General features: G+C 73.9%; 13 protein-coding genes, 3 tRNA genes and 1 pseudogene. 9 read left to right on the top strand and 8 right to left on the bottom strand.

Annotated elements, in window-relative coordinates; genetic code table 11:
• Positions 1 to 148: 148 nt before the first annotated feature.
• The 3 genes from LUW75_RS13050 to LUW75_RS13060 all read left to right on the top strand — a co-directional run bounded on the left by LUW75_RS13050 (position 149) and on the right by LUW75_RS13060 (position 5,130).
• Entirely contained in the window at positions 149 to 1,993 is a 1,845-nt protein-coding gene (locus LUW75_RS13050) for a M48 family metalloprotease (RefSeq protein ID WP_250335760.1), read from the top strand.
• Between the two features lie 685 nt (positions 1,994 to 2,678).
• Positions 2,679 to 4,142 carry a N,N-dimethylformamidase beta subunit family domain-containing protein gene (locus tag LUW75_RS13055; RefSeq protein WP_250335761.1) on the top strand — a complete coding sequence of 488 codons (1,464 nt, stop codon included), beginning with the start codon at positions 2,679 to 2,681 and terminating at the stop codon, positions 4,140 to 4,142.
• A gap of 85 nt (positions 4,143 to 4,227) precedes the next feature.
• Positions 4,228 to 5,130 carry a phosphoribosylaminoimidazolesuccinocarboxamide synthase gene (locus LUW75_RS13060; RefSeq protein WP_250335762.1) on the top strand — a complete coding sequence of 301 codons (903 nt, stop codon included), beginning with the start codon at positions 4,228 to 4,230 and terminating at the stop codon, positions 5,128 to 5,130.
• A gap of 131 nt (positions 5,131 to 5,261) precedes the next feature.
• Here the strand turns inward: LUW75_RS13060 and LUW75_RS13065 are convergent.
• From LUW75_RS13065 to LUW75_RS13100, 8 genes and pseudogenes are all read right to left on the bottom strand, one after another.
• Positions 5,262 to 5,337, bottom strand: a tRNA-Gly gene (locus LUW75_RS13065).
• Between the two features lie 22 nt (positions 5,338 to 5,359).
• Positions 5,360 to 5,968: a response regulator transcription factor gene (locus LUW75_RS13070; RefSeq protein ID WP_250335763.1), complete on the bottom strand. Its 609-nt coding sequence runs from the start codon at positions 5,966 to 5,968 to the stop codon at positions 5,360 to 5,362.
• Between the two features lie 540 nt (positions 5,969 to 6,508).
• Positions 6,509 to 7,288 (bottom strand): annotated as a pseudogene (locus LUW75_RS24665) (histidine kinase); the annotation flags it as partial.
• 19 nt (positions 7,289 to 7,307) lie between these two features.
• Positions 7,308 to 8,108, bottom strand: a complete 801-nt coding sequence (locus LUW75_RS13080) for an ABC transporter permease (protein ID WP_250335764.1) — start codon at positions 8,106 to 8,108, stop codon at positions 7,308 to 7,310.
• 1 nt (position 8,109) lies between these two features.
• Positions 8,110 to 9,075, bottom strand: a complete 966-nt coding sequence (locus LUW75_RS13085) for an ABC transporter ATP-binding protein (RefSeq protein ID WP_250335765.1) — start codon at positions 9,073 to 9,075, stop codon at positions 8,110 to 8,112.
• 173 nt (positions 9,076 to 9,248) lie between these two features.
• Positions 9,249 to 9,324: transfer RNA gene (locus tag LUW75_RS13090), tRNA-Gly, on the bottom strand.
• A gap of 79 nt (positions 9,325 to 9,403) precedes the next feature.
• Positions 9,404 to 9,475, bottom strand: a tRNA-Gly gene (locus LUW75_RS13095).
• A gap of 198 nt (positions 9,476 to 9,673) precedes the next feature.
• Positions 9,674 to 10,000: a histone-like nucleoid-structuring protein Lsr2 gene (locus LUW75_RS13100; RefSeq protein ID WP_250335766.1), complete on the bottom strand. Its 327-nt coding sequence runs from the start codon at positions 9,998 to 10,000 to the stop codon at positions 9,674 to 9,676.
• A gap of 367 nt (positions 10,001 to 10,367) precedes the next feature.
• On the opposite strand from LUW75_RS13100, the gene purS reads away from it, so the two are divergent.
• The 6 genes from purS (at position 10,368) to purF (ending at position 17,223) form a co-directional block, all read left to right on the top strand.
• A complete protein-coding gene (purS, locus tag LUW75_RS13105; protein WP_023587565.1) occupies positions 10,368 to 10,616 on the top strand; it encodes a phosphoribosylformylglycinamidine synthase subunit PurS in 249 nt (82 codons plus the stop codon).
• Complete coding sequence (gene purQ, locus LUW75_RS13110) at positions 10,613 to 11,293, top strand: phosphoribosylformylglycinamidine synthase subunit PurQ (protein ID WP_250335767.1); 681 nt, start codon at positions 10,613 to 10,615, stop codon at positions 11,291 to 11,293. The genes purS and purQ overlap by 4 nt, the downstream gene beginning before the upstream one ends.
• An 88-nt stretch (positions 11,294 to 11,381) precedes the next feature.
• Entirely contained in the window at positions 11,382 to 13,631 is a 2,250-nt protein-coding gene (gene purL, locus LUW75_RS13115) for a phosphoribosylformylglycinamidine synthase subunit PurL (protein WP_250335768.1), read from the top strand.
• Positions 13,632 to 13,868: 237 nt separating this feature from the next.
• Positions 13,869 to 14,669, top strand: coding sequence for a maleylpyruvate isomerase family mycothiol-dependent enzyme (locus LUW75_RS13120; RefSeq protein WP_250335769.1), 801 nt, complete (start codon positions 13,869 to 13,871; stop codon positions 14,667 to 14,669).
• A 60-nt stretch (positions 14,670 to 14,729) separates the two neighbouring features.
• Positions 14,730 to 15,545 (top strand): META domain-containing protein, encoded by an 816-nt coding sequence (locus tag LUW75_RS13125; protein WP_250335770.1) that lies wholly within the window; start codon positions 14,730 to 14,732, stop codon positions 15,543 to 15,545.
• A gap of 151 nt (positions 15,546 to 15,696) precedes the next feature.
• The gene (gene purF, locus LUW75_RS13130; protein WP_250335771.1) at positions 15,697 to 17,223 is read left to right on the top strand and encodes an amidophosphoribosyltransferase; all 1,527 of its coding nucleotides are present in this window, start codon (positions 15,697 to 15,699) and stop codon (positions 17,221 to 17,223) included.
• The last annotated feature ends 18 nt before the right edge of the window (positions 17,224 to 17,241 follow it).

Genomic DNA, 17,241 nt, shown 5'->3' on the forward strand with positions numbered 1-17,241 from the left:
CATCCGAATGACGCCCGCGGACACCCCAACTAGGGTGCCGCGCAGGCATTCCGGCACTTGGCCCACTGACATTGCGGTGTCGGTGGCGGGTGTCACAGTGGGGGAGTGAGTAAAACCGCCGCAGGGGTGGAGGGGGTGACGTACGGCCGTGTTCGGTTCCGGATCGGACGGCGGCGACGGGCGCGCGACGCGCGTCGCGGACGCCTTGGGTGAGGAGCGGGGAGCGCGGGCCGCGCGCGCCCGGGCCCTGGCCGTGCTGCGCGTGCGCGGCAGGGCCCTGGCCGTCGCGCTCCTGCCGGCGGCCCTGGCGACCGTACTGCTGGCCGGCGGGGTCACGGGCAGTCTGGAGGGCCCCGGCTGGGACACCGCCCGGTGGGCGGTGTCCGCTGTCGCGGTGGTCGTGCTGCTGTCCGCGGCGGGGGTCGGAGCGGCGATCGCGCGGGCCCGGCCGGCGCTCACGCCGACGGTGGAGATCGCGGAGTCGTCCGCGCCCGACCTGTACCGGATGGTGCGGGACCTGGCGGTGCGGCTGGCGGTGCCCGCGCCGTCCGCGATAGCGCTCACCCCGGACTGCGATAGCTGGCTGGAGGACCGTACGCACCGGGCCCACCGCACCTCCGGCGGGGAGGCGCGCGGGGCGTCGGACGCCGCTCCGGTGCTGGTCATAGGCTCGCCGTTCCTCTGGTGGATGCGGGTCGGCGAGCTCCGGGCGGTACTGGCGCCGGTGGTGGCCGGTACGGGGCCGTCCGCCGACCCCGACATAGCCGCCGCGCGGCGGTTCGTGCGGGGTCTGGACGCCGCTGTGGCGCTGCCCGGCCGACCGGGCCTCGGCGCGGTGCGCCGTCCGGGCGCGCGGGCCGTGGGCGCGGTGGCCCGGATGATCCTGAGGGCCGTGCGGGACCACGCCGCGGAGATGGAGCGGGGCGCCGCGGCCGCCGCGTCGGAGCGGGCGCAGACGGTGGACTACGGGCTGCGGATCGTCGCCCAGGAGCAGGTCGGCCTCGCGTACGCGGGGTGGGACCGGCTGCTGACCCGGGTGGCGCTGCCCGCCTGGCGCATGGGGAGGTGGCCCTCCCGGCTGGACGCGGGCGTCGTCTCGGCCCTCACCGAGCTGTCCCGGCGCGACCGGCTCGCCGAGGGGTTCGCGTCGCGGCTCGGCGAGCGGCCCGCGTGCGACCTGCTGGAGGAGCCGGGTCTCGTCGACGAGGCCGCATCTCTGCTGGCCGCCCGCCTCTTCCACGGCGGGCCCGCCGAGCCGGGACCCGACTGGGCGCCGGTGGACTGGCATCGGTACCCGGAGGAGGTCGTCGACCGGAAGTGGCGCACCGAGGCCGCGCGCCTCCACCGCGTCCTGGATCGCCTGGGCGCCCGTACCGCCCCGGAGGGGCCGACGCTGACCCGGGTCATGGACCACTTCTCGACGGCCGACGGCACGGAGGCGCTGGCGGCGGCGCTGAGCGCGGAGCTCTCCCGCGAGGAGCGCTCGCCCCGCGGGAGCACGGCGGGGCGGGCGGTGCCCGCCGCGTCCGCGCCGGCCGGGGACACCGCCCCGGCCGCGGAGGGCGACCGCGCGGCGGCCGCCGGCCGGAGCGGGGACGGCGCCGGCCCGGACCCCGGCGGGGACCCGGGTTCCGACGCGGGCGCCGCCGCGTCCGCCGGGCCCGCGCTCTCCGTCCCGGCGACCGACGAGCTGCCCCTGCTGCCGCTCCAGCCGCCGCGCAGCGGGCGCGAACTCCTGACGGACCACGTGCTGGCCATGGTGTGCTGTGCCGCCGTGGACACCGCCGGCGCGGCACCCGGACTGGACTGGCTGGACGGCCCCGTACTGCTCGTCGGCGTCGGCGTCGGCGACGGCGACGGCGGCGGCGGGCGTCGGCGGGCCGACGTGACCCCGGGGGTCCACGCGCTGGTCGAGGACGCCGACCCCGCGCCGCTGCGCGACTGGCTCGCCTCCGTCGGGGCGCGCCCCGAGAAGCCCGTGCGCCTCGTCTGACCCCCGTGTGCGTGCTCCCCGTCCGGGCCCGCCCCGCAGGACGTGCGGCACTCCTCGTCCGGCCCGCCCCGCACTTCGGGCGGTACTCCTCGTCCGGCCCGCCCCGCACTTCGGGCGGTACTCCTCGTCCGGGCCCGCCCCGCACTTCGGGCGGTACTCCTCGCTCGGCCTCGTCCCGTACGCCGTGTGGTGCTTCCCGTTCGGCCTCGTCCCGTACGCCGGCTCCGTGCCCGCGGCCCCTCCCCGAAGGCCCGCCCCTCGCATCCGCGCCCCGGTCCCCGAACGCCCACGTTCCGCACCCGCGACCCGTCCCCGACGACCCGCCCGCGCACGCCCGCGCGCGCCCGCGGCCACCCGAATACACGACCACGCGGATACACGGCCACGCGACGCTGCAACACCGCGGTCATGCGACAACGCGACCATGCGGGGCCGCGGCGGTGCGAAGCCGCGGCCATGCGGGGCCGCGTCTATGCGACACCGCGACCGTAGGCCGAAGCGAGCACACGTATACGCGATCACGCGATCACGCGTGTACACGTATCGCGTTTCGGGACATCCCCTTCCGTTCACGCCAATTCGCGACGACGGGTGACGGAGTGCATGCGTAATGTGATGTGCTGTGGACCGGCGTTGAACGCGTCGGAACGGCCGGGCACCGGGGGAGCCGAAGGAGGGGCGCAGCATGGGGGCGGAGCAGGTTCGGCGGTGGGAGTCGGGGGCCCTGGCCCACGCCGCGGACGACCCGTTCGGTCAGGGGCCGCTGCCCTGGCTGCGCGGCACCGAGCAGTACGTGGGCGAGGACGGCCGGATCACCCCCTGGTACGCGCAGCCCGCCCCGCCCCGCGCCGCGCCGGGCGGCGGCCCCCGCGCGGCCGACGACGTCCACCTCCAGATCAAGGGCTTCGCCTCGGCCGGCGCCGTCTCCCCCGGTGAGGCGATCGACTTCCACGTCACCGTCAACCCGCCGCAGCAGTTCTCGGCCGACGTCTACCGGGTCGGCCACTACGGCGGGGACGGCGCCGCCAAGATCACCACCAGTCCCCGCCTCTCCGGCATCGTCCAGCCGGCACCGCTCACCGCCGACCGCACGGTCTCCTGCCACCACTGGTGGCTCTCGTGGCGGCTGCAGGTCCCGTCGTACTGGTCGACCGGGGCGTACGTCGCCGTCCTCACCACGGCCGACGGGTACCGCTCCCACATCCCCTTCACCGTCCGCGACGACCACCCGGCCGACCTGCTGCTCGTCCTGCCCGACCTGACCTGGCAGGCGTACAACCTGTACCCGGAGGACGGCCGCACGGGCGCCAGCCTCTACCACGCGTGGGACGACGGGGGCCGTCTCCTGGGCGAACCGCACGCCGCGGTCACGATCTCCTTCGACCGCCCGTACGCCGGCCAGGGCCTGCCCCTGCACATCGGCCACGCGTACGACGTCATCCGCTGGGCGGAGCGCTACGGCTACGACCTCGCCTACGCCAACGCCAGCGACGTCCACTCCGGCCGCGTCGACCCCGCCCGCTACCGGGGCCTGGTCTTCCCCGGCCACGACGAGTACTGGTCGGCGCCGTTGCGCCGAGCCGTGGAGGAGGCCCGCGACGGCGGCACCTCCCTGGTCTTCCTCTCCGCCAACACCCTGTACTGGCGGGTCGAACTGACCCCGTCCCCGTCCGGTGCCCCCGACCGCCTCCTGACGTGCCGCAAGCGCCGGGGCCCCGGCCGGCCGGCGCTGTGGCGGGAGGCGGACCGGCCCGAGCAGCAGCTGCTCGGCATCCAGTACGCGGGCCGCGTCCCGGAGCCGCGCCCCCTCGTCGTGCGCAACGCCGGGCACTGGCTGTGGGAGGCGACCGGCGCCGACGAGGGCGACGGGCTGCCGGGGCTCGTCGCGGGCGAGGCCGACCGGTACTTCCCGCGCACGGCACTGCCCGCGCACCGGCGCCGCATCCTCCTCGCGCACTCCCCCTACCGGGACGCGGGCGGGGCCGTGCGCCACCAGGAGACGTCCCTGTACCGGGCCCCGTCCGGGGCGCTGGTCTTCGCGTCCGGCACGTTCGGCTGGTCCCCGGCCCTGGACCGGCCGGGTCACGTCGACACGAGGATCCAGCGCGCCACGGCGAACCTGCTGGACCGCATCTGCAAACGCGACTAGAACATCCCCGCACCCCCTGACCGCGGCGCACCTCCCCGCGTACGGGAGAATCGGAGCCGACGGGACAGAACCACGGGGAGGAACCGTGTCCGGATTCGTAGAGAAGCCCGAGCCCCTTCAGGTGCCGGGCCTGGTGCATCTGCACACCGGGAAGGTGCGCGAGCTGTACCGCAACGAGGCGGGCGACCTCGTGATGGTCGCCAGCGACCGCATGTCCGCGTTCGACTGGGTGCTGCCCACGGAGATCCCGGACAAGGGGCGCGTCCTCACCCAGCTCTCCCTGTGGTGGTTCGACCAGCTCGCCGACCTGATCCCCCACCACGTGATCTCGTCGGAGGTCCCGGAGGGCGCCCCCGACGACTGGGCGGGCCGCACGCTGGTCTGCAGGTCGCTGCGGATGATCCCGGTCGAGTGCGTGGCCCGCGGCTACCTCACCGGTTCCGGTCTGGCCGAGTACGAGGAGTCGCGCACGGTCTGCGGCCTCGCCCTCCCCGAGGGCCTCACCGACGGCTCGGAGCTCCCCGCCCCGATCTTCACGCCCGCGACGAAGGCCGCGGTCGGCGAGCACGACGAGAACGTCTCGTACGAGGAGGTCGCCCGCCGGGTCGGTGCGGAGACCGCCGCGCGGCTGCGCCAGACGACGCTCGCCGTCTACAGCCGCGCGCGGGACGTGGCGCGGGACCGGGGGATCGTCCTGGCGGACACGAAGTTCGAGTTCGGCCACGACGAGGACGGCGGGCTGGTCCTCGCGGACGAGGTGCTCACCCCGGACTCCTCGCGGTTCTGGCCGGCCGCCGAGTGGCAGCCGGGCCGCGCGCAGCCGTCGTACGACAAGCAGTACGTGCGGAACTGGCTGACCTCCCCGGAGTCCGGCTGGGACCGCCGCGGCGAGCAGCCGCCCCCGCCGCTGCCGCAGGAGGTCGTCGAGGCCACGCGCGCGAAGTACGTCGAGGCGTACGAGCTGCTGACCGGTACGGCCTGGTCGTAGCGGCGGGAGGCCGGCGGGGCCGGTGCGGGTACACCGGCCCCGCCGGGTCCGGCGCTCCCGCTTCCGGGACGGCGGACACGGCGGTTCCGGGAACGCCGAAGGCCCCGGTCCGATGACCGGGGCCTTCGCTCTGGAGCGGACGACGAGATTCGAACTCGCGACCCTCACCTTGGCAAGGTGATGCTCTACCAACTGAGCCACGTCCGCCTGCGCCGCAGCGCGAGAACCACTATACCCAACCTCGCTCGCGTGCGAGACGCACCGCCGTGTGACGGTTCTCCGCACCGAGCTTCAGCACGGCGGAGGAGAGGTAGTTGCGGACCGTTCCGGGGGAGAGGGACGCGCGCCGGGCGATCTCCGCCACGGGGGCGCCGTCGGCGGCGAGTTCCAGCACCTCGGCCTCGCGGGCGGTCAGCGGGGAGTCGCCCGTGGAGATGGCGTCGGCCGCCAACTCCGAGTCCACGTAACGGCTTCCGGCGTGGACGGTGCGGATGATCTCGGCGAGCCGCTGGGCGCTGACGGTCTTCGGCACGAAGCCGCGCACCCCGGCGGCGAGGGCCCGCTTGAGGTGCCCGGGGCGGCCGTGGCCGGTCAGGATCATGGTGTGGCAGCCGGGGAGCTCGGTCCGCAGTGCTGTGGCGACCCTCACACCGTCGGCGCCCGGCATCTGGAGGTCGAGCACCGCCACGTCGGGGCGGTGGGCGCGGGCCATGGCGATCGCCTCCGGGCCGGACGCGGCCTCGGCGACGACCTCCAGGTCGTCCTCCAGCCCGAGGAGCACGGCGAGCGCGCCCCTGATGAGGTGCTCGTCGTCGGCGAGCAGGACCCGTACGGTCATGACAACCCCTTCCCCGCCGGTTCGCCCGCGGCGGGGAGCCGGTCCTCGCCCGCGAGGGGCACCCGCGCGGTCACCCGGAACCGCCCGCCGCCCGGGGGCCCGGCCTCCAGCGCCCCGCCCAGCACCACGAGCCGCTCCCGCAGCCCGGCCAGCCCGGACCCGGCGGTCCCGCCGGGCGCCTCCGGCTCCCCGGCCGCCCCGGTGCCGCCCGGCGTCCCGCCGCCGTGCGGGGGGTCTCGCGCCCGCGCCGTCGTTCTCGACGACCAGCACCGCCTGCCCCCCGTCCGACGGTGCCGAGAGCGTCACCCGGCAGTGGCGGGCGTCGCTGTGGCGCAGGACGTTCGTCGTGGCCTCCCGGACGACCCAGGCCAGGGCCGACTGCGCCGCGGCGGACAGGTCCGCGTCCGGGTCGCGGACGTCGATGCGGCAGTGTATGCCCGCCGCGGCCAGGACGCCGCGCGCCCCTTCCAGTTCGGTGTGCAGGTCGGCCTCGCGGTAGCCGCGCACCACGTCCCGCACCTCCCGCTGGGACTCGCGGGCGATCCGCTGGACCTCGACCATCTCGTCGACGGCCCGGTCGGCGTACCCGCGCCGGGCCAGCCGCACGGCCAGTTCGCTCTTGAGGGCGATGACCGAGAGGTTCCGCCCCATCACGTCGTGGAGGTCCCGCGCGAACCGCAGCCGCTCCTCGGCGACGGCCAGCCGCGCCTGGAGCCGGTGGGCGGCGTCCAGCTCCCACACGGCCCGCAGCAGCCACCCGGAGAAGCCGCTGGTGAAGGTGAAGACGACGGTGCCGAACGCGGCCGGGAACACGTACGTGGCCGTGTCGACGGGCGGCAGCCCCACGACCAGCGAGGCCGCGAAGAGCCCCGCCACCGTGACCACCGTCAGACCCAGCATGTGCCGTACCCGCACCGTGCACAGGGCGAGCGCCCCGACACCCCAGCTGGCCAGGCCGGCCACCACGTACATCGACATCTCGAGGTCCACGTCCGGCCTCGCCCGCCGCAGTGTCAGCACCGCGCCGCAGCCGGCCGCGGTGAGCACGGCGACGGCGACGGCGAGCCGCTTCGGGCGCCCGCGCCGGCCGAGCTGCCAGCTGAGCGCCCGCGACGAGAGCACGGCGACGACCACGGTGTGGAGGAGCACCGCGAGGGACAGCCACCCGCCGACCGGCCCCGCCTCCCCGGTCGCGGCCAGTGCGGGCAGCCCGCCGACGAAGACGGCCACGCAGGCGAGCCCGTGGTACGTCCAGCGCGTGTAGAGCTCGACCTTCTCCGGGTTGCTCCTGCGGGTCCACCAGCCCGTCAGCGCGGTCATGCTTCCGTGTCCCTCCCCCTCAGCGGCGCGGCTCCCACCGGAACCGCCGCCGCACGGCGAACAACGCCGCGGCGGTCCAGGCCAGGGCGGTCGCCCCGGCCCGTACGAGCTCCCCCGCGTCGGCCCCGCCGAGCCACCCGGCCCGTACGAGCGCCACCACCCCGGTCACGGGCAGCAGCGCGCACACCGCCTCGACCCGCTCGGGCAGCGCCTCCAGCGGGACGAACAGCCCGGAGCCGAACGCCGACACCAGGAACAGCGGCATCGTCGTCAGCTGCGCGCTCTCCACGGTCCTGGTGAGCGTCGCCGTGAGCGCGGCGAGCGCGCCCAGCAGCACTATGCCCACCAGCATGCCCGCGACGAGCAGTTCGGGCCGCCGCGGCGCCCGCACGCCGAGGAACGCCACCGCGGCCACCGACATGATCACGCACTGGGCGAGGGCGAGCGCCACCGAGGGCAGCGCCGTCCCGGCGAGGATCTCCGCGTCGGAGACCTCCCCGGTGCGCAGCCGCTTCAGCACCAGCTCCTCGCGCCGGCTGACGTAGGCGGGAACGAGGTTGAGGTAGACGACGATGACGAGGACCATGCCGAGACCACCGGTCACGGCGGCCTCGACCAGGGTCATCCCCGTCCCCTCCAGGCCGGTCCCGTCGAGGGCGGCGCGGAGGGAGCCGATCATCAGCAGCGGCATGAGGAGGGTGACGAAGAGGGCGGTCCGGTTGCGGACGAGGAGGAGCAGTTCGGCGCGGGCGAGCGCGCCGAGCCGCCCGGCCGCCGTGGTGCCGGTGCCGGACCGGCGCGGAGCGGTCGTGGTGGCCATGTCACACCCCCGCCGGCTCGGCCGCGGCGCCGGAGCGGGCGATCTCCAGGAACGCCTCCTCCAGGGACGCCGACCGGGCGTCGAGCGCTTCGAGCCGTACGCCCCGCTCGTCCGCCCACCGGAGCAGCTCGGCCAGCGAGGACTGCAGGTCGTGGGTGCGGACCTCGACGCGCCGCCCGTCCGGCAGGGCGGCCCGCAGGGAGAGCGGGAGCTGTGCGGCGGCCACCCCGGCGGGCAGCTCGAAGCGGATGCGGGCGGGCCGGGAGGCGGTGACCTCGGCGGGGGTTCCGGAGGTGACGATCCGGCCGCCGTGCATGATCGCCAGCCGGTCGGCGAGGGCCTCGGCCTCCTCCAGGTAGTGCGTGGTGAGCAGCACGGTGGTGCCGGTGTCGCGGAGGTCCCGCACGAGGTTCCAGGTGTCGCGGCGGCCCTCGGCGTCGAGCCCGGTGGTCGGCTCGTCGAGGAACAGCACCTCGGGCCGTCCGAGCAGGGCGAGCGCCAGGTCGAGGCGGCGCCGCTCGCCGCCGGAGAGCTGCTTGACGCGGACGCCCGCGCGGCCGGCGAGGCCGACCGTCTCCAGGGCCTCACCGGTGGGACGCGCCCCGCTGGTGCAGCCCGCCCACATGCGGACGGTCTCGGCGACGGTCAGGTCGGAGGGGAAGCCGCCCTCCTGGAGCATCACGCCGATGCGCGGCCGGACGGCGGCGCGCTCCCGGTACGGGTCGCGGCCGAGGACGCGGACGCGGCCGCCGCTCGCGGGGGCGAGACCCTCCAGGAGCTCGACGGTGGAGGTCTTGCCCGCGCCGTTGGTGCCGAGAAGGGCGAAGACCTCACCGCGGGGGACGGCGAAGGTGACGCCGCTCACGGCCTCGAAGCCCCCCGTGTAACTGCGCCGTAGTTCTTCGGCCTCGATCACGTGGCCGTGCGCGGGGCGGTCGCGGCCCGTGTGGTGGTCGTAGCTGGTCATGGCTCCAGCCTCGGGGTGCCCGGGGACGCCCGGCAGTACGCGGTGTCAGCGGCCGGCGATGACAAATGTCATGGGGAGGGGCGGCCCCCGGGGACGAACGGCGAAGCCCGGCCAGACGGTGAAGCCCCCACCGAATGACGAAGACCCCGGTCTGATGACCGGGGCCTTCACTCTGGAGCGGACGACGAGATTCGAACTCGCGACCCTCACCTTGGCAAGGTGATGCTCTACCAACTGAGCCACGTCCGCATTGCTCCCGACCGGCTCTCACCGGGCGGTGCGAACACCACTCTACCTGATCCACCGGAGTGGTAGGTATGTGGTGCGGAGCGGGTGACAGGAATCGCACACTGCGCCTTCCCCCTGGAAGGGGGATGTTCTGCTACTGAACTACACCCGCACGCTCCGTGAGGCGCTCGGCTTTTCCGCCGCGCCCCTCGGCGTGCTCCAGACTCTAGCCGATCAAGGGGGGTGCCACGCAACTCGATGCCCGGGGCCGACCCCGGCCCGCCGTCCCGGCCGGTCGGCGTCCGGGACGGCGGGCCGGGAGGGGTGCGGCGGCGCGGCGGCGTCCCGCGCGGGAACGCTCGCCCCGGCCTCAGTTGGCCTGGTGGAAGGCTTCGTAGATCCGCTTCGGGATGCGCCCGCGCGCGGGCACCTCCATCCTGTTGGACTGCGCCCAGGCGCGCACGGCCGCGGGGTCGGGGTCGACGGCGGTGTGCCGGAACGGCTTGCGGGCCTTCTCCGTGCCGGACTTCTTCCGCCCCGCCTCCATGTACGGCTCGAGGCTCTTGCGCAGTTTCTCTGCATTGGTTTCGCTGAGGTCGATCTCGTACCACTTACCGTCGAGGCCGAACCTGACCGTTTCCGCCGCTTCTCCGCCCTCGATGTCGTCGGTGAGCGTCACCACTACGCGCTGCGCCACGGATATCGGTCCTTTCCCGTGGTAAGCCGCCGTTCAAGGTGTGTTCTGTCACACGTGTGACGTGCGGCGATACCTGATTTACATGGTGTATTCCTTTGTACATCCCGGAGTGCCGCACTGGGAAGACCCGGCAATTGTCCCAGCGTGTCCTCCGGCAATCGCCGCACCTGATTCTTTTCCCGGATTTTCCCGCGTGCTCCCCGGCGCCGGGCCGCCGGGCCGCCGGGGCGTCCGCGGCGCCTGCTCGATCCCTCCCATCCATGATCACTTCGTGCGTTTGTGGGATCCTCTGGAAATCTACTCGCGTAGAATTTGTCGGCAGGTACGCTGAGGGAACCGCCCACGCAACACACCACCGGGAGTGCCAGTGGCACGCGTCGTAGTCGACGTCATGCTCAAGCCGGAGATCCTCGACCCGCAGGGACAGGCGGTGCAGCGCGCACTGCCCCGCCTCGGTTTCGAGGGGATCGCGGACGTCCGTCAGGGGAAGCGTTTCGAACTGGATGTGGAGGGTCCGGTCGACGACGCCGCCCTCGCCCGCATCCACGAGATGGCCGAGACCTTCCTCGCCAACACCGTCATCGAGGACTTCGTCGTCAAGGTGGAGGAGGCGTGACGTCCCGCATCGGAGTCGTCACCTTCCCCGGGACGCTCGACGACCAGGACGCCCTGCGCGCCGCCCGGCTCGCCGGCGCCGAGCCGGTCCCGCTCTGGCACCGCGACAAGGACCTCAAGCAGGTGGACGCGGTCGTCCTGGCGGGCGGCTTCTCCTACGGGGACTACCTGCGCGCCGGGGCGATCTCCCGGTTCTCGCCGGTCATGGAGACGATCGTCGAGCAGGCCAGGGCCGGCATGCCGGTCCTCGGCATCTGCAACGGCTTCCAGGTCCTGACCGAGGCGCACCTGCTGCCCGGCGCCATGCTGCGCAACGACCACCTGCACTTCGTCTGCCGCGACCAGAGGCTGCGGGTGGAGAACGCCGAGACCGCCTGGACCGCCGACTACGAGCGGGGCCAGGAGATCTCCGTACCGCTGAAGAACATGGACGGCCGGTACGTCGCCGACGAGCGCACGCTCGACGAGCTGGAGGCCGAGGGCCGGGTCGCGTTCCGGTACCTGGACGTGAACCCCAACGGCTCGCTGCGCGACATCGCGGGCGTCACCAACGCCGCGGGCAACGTCGTCGGCCTCATGCCCCACCCCGAGCACGCCGTGGAGCCGCTCGTCGGCACGGGCCGCACGGACGGGCTCGGTTTCTTCACCTCGGTCCTCAAGAAGCTGGTCAACGCCTGATGGGCCTCGACGCCGGAACGGCCGCGGGAGCGACTGGGCGCCCCGGCCCTCGACATCTGCACCACCCCGCGCGAAGGAGCGACCGAGCGTGACCCTCGACACCGTCAAGCACGCCGCCGAGACGCCCGACGTCGAGCAGCCGTGGGCCGAGCTGGGCCTGAAGAAGGACGAGTACGCGCGCATCCGCGAGATCCTCGGCCGCCGCCCGACCGGCGCCGAGCTGGCCATGTACTCGGTCATGTGGTCCGAGCACTGCTCGTACAAGAGCAGCAAGGTCCACCTGAAGCAGTTCAGCGAGAAGAAGCCCGACTCCGACGCGATGCTCGTCGGCATCGGCGAGAACGCCGGCGTCGTCGACGTCGGCCAGGGGTACGCGGTCACCTTCAAGGTGGAGTCGCACAACCACCCCTCGTACATCGAGCCCTACCAGGGCGCGGCCACGGGCATCGGCGGCATCGTCCGCGACATCCTCGCGATGGGCGCCCGCCCGGTCGCCGTCGTCGACCCGCTGCGGTTCGGCGCCGCCGACCACCCCGACACCCGGCGCGTCCTGCCCGGCGTCGTCGCCGGCATCGGCGGCTACGGCAACTGCCTGGGCCTGCCCAACATCGGCGGCGAGGTCGTCTTCGACCCCTGCTACCAGGGCAACCCGCTGGTCAACGCCGGCTGCATCGGCGTGATGAAGCACGAGGACATCCACCTCGCCAAGGCGTCCGGCGCGGGCAACAAGGTCATCCTGTACGGCGCCCGGACCGGCGGCGACGGCATCGGCGGCGTCTCGGTCCTCGCGTCCGAGACCTTCGACGACACCAAGCCCGCGAAGCGCCCGGCGGTCCAGGTCGGCGACCCCTTCCAGGAGAAGCTCCTCATCGAGTGCACCCTGGAGGTCTTCGGGGAGAAGCTGGTCGCGGGCATCCAGGACCTCGGCGGCGCCGGCCTGTCCTGCGCCACGTCCGAGCTGGCCTCCGCGGGCTCCGGCGGCATGCGCGTGGAGCTGGACCGCGTCCACCTGCGCGACGCGACGCTCTCGCCCGAGGAGATCCTCATGAGCGAGTCGCAGGAGCGGATGTGCGCGATCGTCGAGCCGCAGTACGTCGACCGCTTCATGGAGATCTGCGAGAAGTGGGACGTCGTCGCCACCGTCATCGGTGAGGTGACCGACGGCGACCGCCTGGAGATCTTCTGGCACGGCGAGCAGATCGTCGACGTGCCCCCGGGCACCGTCGCCCACGAGGGCCCGACGTACCACCGGCCGTACGAGCGCCCGGAGTGGCAGGACGCCCTCCAGGCCGACGACGCGGCCGCGCTGCCCCGGCCGGAGACCCCCGGGGAGCTGCGCGAGCAGGTCCTCAAGCTGGTCGCCCACCCCAACCAGGCGTCCAAGGCCTGGGTGACGGACCAGTACGACCGGTTCGTGCAGGGCAACACCGTCCTCGCCCAGCCCGAGGACTCCGGCATGATCCGGATCGACGAGGAGACCAACCTCGGCGTGGCGATGGCGACGGACGGCAACGGCCGGTACGCCAAGCTCGACCCGTACGCGGGCGCGCAGCTCGCGCTGGCCGAGTCGTACCGCAACGTCGCCGCCTCCGGCGCCAGGCCGCTCGCCATCTCGAACTGCCTGAACTTCGGCTCGCCCGAGGACCCGGCGGTCATGTGGCAGTTCGCCGAGGCCACCCGCGGCCTCGCGGACGCCTGCCTGGAACTGGGCACGCCCGTCACCGGCGGCAACGTCTCGCTGTACAACCAGACCGGCGACGTCGCCATCCACCCGACGCCCGTCGTCGCCGTCCTCGGCGTGATCGACGACGTGACGCGGCGGACGCCGATCGCCTTCGCGGAGGAGGGCCACCTCCTCTACCTGCTGGGCGACACCCGCGAGGAGTTCGGCGGCTCGGCCTGGTCCCAGGTCGTCCACGACCACCTCGGCGGCCTGCCGCCCAAGGTGGACCTGGAGCGCGAGCGGCTGCTCGGCGAGATCCTCGTCGCCGCCTCCCGCGACGGCATGGTCGACGCGGCGCACGACCTGTCCGACGGCGGCCTGGTCCAGGCGGTCGCCGAGTCCTGCCTGCGCGGCGGGAACGGCGCGCGGCTGGTCGTCCCGGACGGCCTGGACGCGTTCACCTTCCTGTTCAGCGAGTCGGCGGGGCGCGCCGTCGTGGCGGTGCCGCGCGGCGAGGAGCTGCGCTTCACCGACATGTGCGGCGCGCGCGGGCTGCCCGCGACGCGCATCGGCGTCGTGGACGGCGACGCGATCGAGGTGCAGGGCGAGTTCACCATCCCGCTCGCGGAGCTGCGCGAGGCGCACGAGGCGACCATCCCGGGCCTGCTGGCCTGAGACCCGGACGCCCGGACCGCACGCACTGCGGAGGGCCGGCCCCGCGACACCGCGGGGCCGGCCCTCCGCGGCGTCGCGGCCCCGGCCGGGCCGGTGCGCCGTCCGTCCCGGGGAAGCCGGACGCCGCCCCGCGCCACGGCCGCCCGGCGCGGCGGCGGGGACGTCCGGCCGGGGCGGGAACGGCGGATGTGCGGCGGACACGGCCGCGGCCCGGCGGAGCGGCGGTAACCTCGGGGCATGCCAGAGCCGAGGAAGCGCGCCCGCCGGTACGACTCCGCGAAGACCCGTACGGCGGTGACGGCGCAGTTCACGCACGTGCGGGACGGTGTCGCACGGCTGACGGAGGAGCAGTCGCGGCTGCCGACGCGCCTGGGCGAGTGGACGGTGCGCGAACTGGCCGCCCACATCGCGCTGGTGCTGCGGTCCGTCGTGCGGGGTGTGGCGGCACCGGAGCCCGCTACGCGGGACGCGGGGCTGCTCGACTGGCCCGCGGCGACCCGGAGGTTCGCGACGGCGGTGGACGAGGACACCCGCGAGCTGGCCGAGTGGGCGGACGAGGCGGGCGGGCTGACGGAGCTGTACGCGCGCACGGCGGACGAGCTGGCCGAGGCGTTGGAGGCGCCGGACGAGCGGCTGATCGCGACGCGGTTCGGGGGGATGCCGCTGGGCGACTTCCTGGTGACGCGGACGGTGGAGCTGACCGTGCACACCGACGACCTGAACGCCGCGACGGGACTGGCCGTCCCGCACGACCGGCAGGCGCTCGCGACCTGCACGCGCGTGCTGTCGGACGCGCTGGCGCTGAAGGCGCCGGGCGGCTCGGTGGAGCTGCGGGTGCCGCCGTACGCGGTGGTGCAGTGCGTGGAGGGCCCCCGGCACACGCGCGGGACGCCCCCGAACGTCGTCGAGACCGACCCGCTGACGTGGGTCCGCCTGGCTACGGGGCGGACCTCCTGGCAGGAGGCGCTGTCCGGGGCCCGCCTCCACGCCAGCGGCGAACGCGCCGACCTGGCGCCCTGGCTCCCCGTCCTGGGCTGACCCCGTCCCCGCGCCGGCGCGGGGACGGAACCGGTTCGCCGCGCGACCCGTCAGAACGGCATGCGGATCAACAAGTGCCTGCTTCCCGTACTCGCCGCCACCGCCACCGCCCTCGCCGGCTGCGCCGGCGGCTCCGGCTCCGGACCGGGCTCCGGAGACCGGCCCGACATCCCTCTCACCGGAACCCACTGGGCCCTCGACGCCCTCACCGCCGACGGCGCGAAGAAGACCGCCCCCGCCCCGGGGGCCTACGTCGAGTTCAAGCCGGACGGCTCGGTCCAGGGCACCGCCGGATGCAACCACTTCTTCAGCGAGGACACCGTCGTCGACGGCGACACCGTCACCGTGGGTCGGGTCACCATGACCAAGAAGGCCTGCGAGAAGCCCGTGGGGGACTTCGAGGAGGCCTTCCACGAGGCGTTCACCGGCAGGCTCGAAGCCCGCCTCGACAGCGGCGGCGACCGCCTCACCCTCACCACCCGCGGCGGCGACACCCTCGTCTTCTCCGAGCGGCCGGAGGCGCCCCTGAAGAACACCAGGTGGAGCGTGGAGACGCTCGTCGAAGGGGGGACCGCCGCCTCCCTGCCCGCCGGTGTCAAGGGCAGGCCGCACCTCACCATCGGCGCCGACGGCACCGCGCGCGGAAACCTCGGCTGCAACAACTTCACCGCCACCGTGAAGACCGAGGGGGACCAGCTCACCTTCGGCTCGCTCGCGGTGACCCGCCGCATCTGCGCCCGGCCCCAGAACGAGCTGGAGCGGAAGCTGTACGGAACGCTGGGCAGCGGACCGGTGACGTACCGCGTCGAGCAGCGCGCACTGACGGTCACCGCGCAGGACGGCTCCGGGTTCGAAGCCCGCGCCACGACCCCGTGAGGTGCGAGGTCCGTCACACCGGACACGGCCTGGAAGGGCCCCGGAAGCGGGGAAACGCCGCCTGGACAGGGGGCCCTTCCCGCTGCGGGGCCCTCCGGGCGGCTCCGTCCCCAATTCGGACCAGTGGTCGACCTCGCCTACACTCGGTGGCGTGCCACGTGGTGACGGTCGACTCAATCACGATCTGCTTCCCGGCGAGAAGGGCCCCCAGGACGCTTGCGGCGTCTTCGGCGTCTGGGCTCCGGGCGAAGAGGTCGCAAAGCTCACGTACTTCGGGCTCTACGCCCTCCAACACCGGGGTCAGGAATCGGCCGGAATAGCGGTCAGCAACGGCTCCCAGATCCTCGTCTTCCGGGACATGGGACTCGTCTCCCAGGTCTTCGACGAGACCTCCCTCAGCTCCCTGCAGGGTCACATCGCGGTCGGTCACGCCCGCTACTCGACCACCGGCGCGTCCGTCTGGGAGAACGCCCAGCCGACGTTCCGGGCCACCGCCGACGGCTCCATCGCCCTCGGCCACAACGGCAACCTCGTCAACACGGCGCAGCTCGCCGAGATGGCCGCCGGCCTCCCCAAGGGGAACGGCCGGTCCGACCAGGCTGCCGCCACCAACGACACCGACCTCGTCACGGCGCTCCTCGCGGGCCAGACCGACGAGGACGGCGAGCCGCTGTCCGTCGAGGAGGCCGCCGCCAAGGTCCTGCCGCAGGTCCAGGGCGCCTTCTCCCTCGTCTTCATGGACGAGGGCACGCTGTACGCCGCCCGCGACCCGCAGGGCATCCGCCCGCTGGTCCTCGGCCGGCTGGAGCGGGGCTGGGTCATCGCCTCGGAGACCGCCGCCCTCGACATCGTCGGCGCCAGCTTCGTCCGCGAGATCGAGCCGGGCGAGCTCATCGCCATCGACGAGAACGGCCTGCGGACGTCCCGGTTCGCGGAAGCCAAGCCCAAGGGCTGCGTCTTCGAGTACGTGTACCTGGCCCGCCCGGACACGGACATCGCCGGCCGGAACGTCTACCTCTCCCGGGTGGAGATGGGGCGGAAACTCGCCAAGGAAGCTCCCGCCGACGCCGACCTCGTCATAGCCACGCCCGAGTCCGGCACCCCCGCCGCGATCGGCTACGCGGAGGCGAGCGGCATTCCGTTCGGCGCGGGCCTGGTCAAGAACGCGTACGTCGGGCGGACCTTCATCCAGCCGTCCCAGACCATCCGCCAGCTGGGCATCCGCCTCAAGCTGAACCCCCTCAAGGAAGTCATCAAGGGCAAGCGCCTGGTCGTCGTCGACGACTCGATCGTCCGCGGCAACACGCAGCGCGCACTCGTCCGGATGCTCCGCGAGGCCGGCGCCGCCGAGATCCACATCAGGATCTCCTCGCCGCCCGTGAAGTGGCCGTGCTTCTTCGGCATCGACTTCGCCACCCGCGCCGAGCTGATCGCCAACGGCATGACGGTCGACGAGATCGGCAAGTCCCTCGGCGCCGACTCGCTCGCGTACATCTCGCTCGACGGCATGGTCGAGGCGACCACGATCGCCAAGCCGGACCTCTGCCGGGCCTGCTTCGACGGCGAGTACCCCATGGAGCTGCCCGACCCCGAGCTGCTCGGCAAGCAGCTGCTGGAGACGGAGCTGGCCGCGGGCCTCGCCGCCACGGCCGCCGCCGACGCGCTCCGCCGCCCGTAGGCACCCACGCCCCCGCCG

The sequence above is a fragment of the Streptomyces sp. MRC013 genome (assembly GCF_023614235.1).
Classification (GTDB): Bacteria; Actinomycetota; Actinomycetes; order Streptomycetales; family Streptomycetaceae; genus Streptomyces.